The 1,318-nt window shown below is 40.8% G+C and carries 2 protein-coding genes; both read right to left on the bottom strand.

What is annotated here, in order from left to right:
- Positions 1–37 precede the first annotated feature (37 nt).
- Entirely contained in the window at positions 38–376 is a 339-nt protein-coding gene (locus DW793_RS14245; RefSeq protein ID WP_117563483.1) for a transposase, read from the bottom strand.
- Between the two features lie 59 nt (positions 377–435).
- Entirely contained in the window at positions 436–1,161 is a 726-nt protein-coding gene (gene mobP3 / locus DW793_RS14240) for a MobP3 family relaxase (protein ID WP_118158540.1), read from the bottom strand.
- Between the last annotated feature and the right edge of the window lie 157 nt (positions 1,162–1,318).

Below are 1,318 nucleotides of genomic sequence, written 5' to 3'. Positions count from 1 at the left end.
GTGATCCTACCGTCATCAGTCTTTTTGGAAATGAACTTTAACCGTTCTTCTTTCCTGACTTCCGACGGTTCGCGGCGAAAAAAGCAGATGCTTCCTCCAGAAATTCATTCAGTTCTTCAAGCTCTCGGTTTTTCTTTTCAAGTTCTTTTATCCGTTTGTTCGCTGCCTGGAGCTGCTGTGCGATAGTAAGTGACTCTCCCGGTGTACGTGAGCCTGCACCTGTGTCTATTTCCCCGATCCGCGCCTTTTGCACCCATGTCCCCAGCGTACCTTTGGGGATGCACAGCTCATCTGCTGCTGCCTTGGTGCCAATCTCCTTTGCGAGCTTTATTGCCTGCTTTTTAAACTCTTCATCATATTGTTTTCCTGTTCCCATTGATGACACACTCCTTTGTTTTTATTATACTTTGATTGTTTTTTATGTGTCAAGTTTTATTATACAGGATTAGAACGAATCTTATTAATTCCCTCGTTTGTTAAGAATCCTTCCTTTGTATTTTCGGAATAAACAAGCAGATGAATATGCGGATGATGAGTAGTGTCATGAAATGCGGCGTACCATTTTAAATTGCATAATGAAATTTTCTGATTTTTTGCAATATCTGAAATGTGACGCATAACAAGCTGCCGCCACGCTTCCGAATTATCGTAACCAAGTCTAATTGCATCTTCACGACGAAGTGAAATTACGTGGGACCAGACATTGCCTTTGTGATTTGCTATTTCGTTAGCTACCCTGTCAAGAATTATCGGTTCATCTTTTTCATTGAAAAGACCATGAGAACCTCTTTTCTGAACTCCCGGACGCATAGCCATGTAACCGACAAAATTCTGACGATTACCAATGACGTCAGCGTTACGCTCAATGATCGTACTGATTAGTTCCGAAGCGTTTTCTACAGTAGGGTTCACAGTGTAGTCCTCATATTCCAAATATTTTTTAGCTTCGGGAAAATCTGAAAGCAGATCGTTTAAAAGCTGTTCTTGATTCTTTGTAGCGTTATCATTTCTATCCATAATGTTTTGGTCACGGACTTCAACTGTTTCACGGGTTGCGATGTACTTTGTGTAGTTTCTGCGCTTGTTTTTACTTTTCTGTGTACCGCTTTTTAGGTAGCGGCTTGTTACGATAATAATCCTGTATAATAAAACTTGACACATACAAAACAATCAAAGTATAATAAAAACAAAGGAGTGTGTCATCAATGGGAACAGGAAAACAATATGATGAAGAGTTTAAAAAGCAGGCAATAAAGCTCGCAAAGGAGATTGGCACCAAGGCAGCAGCAGATGAGCTGTGCATCCCCAAAGGGACGCT

It is taken from the genome of Ruminococcus sp. AM31-15AC, assembly GCF_003462045.1.
Classification (GTDB): Bacteria; Bacillota; Clostridia; order Oscillospirales; family Ruminococcaceae; genus Hominimerdicola; species Hominimerdicola aceti.
Note: the sequence above shows the minus strand (reverse complement) of the source record. Positions and strands in the feature narration are given on the sequence as shown.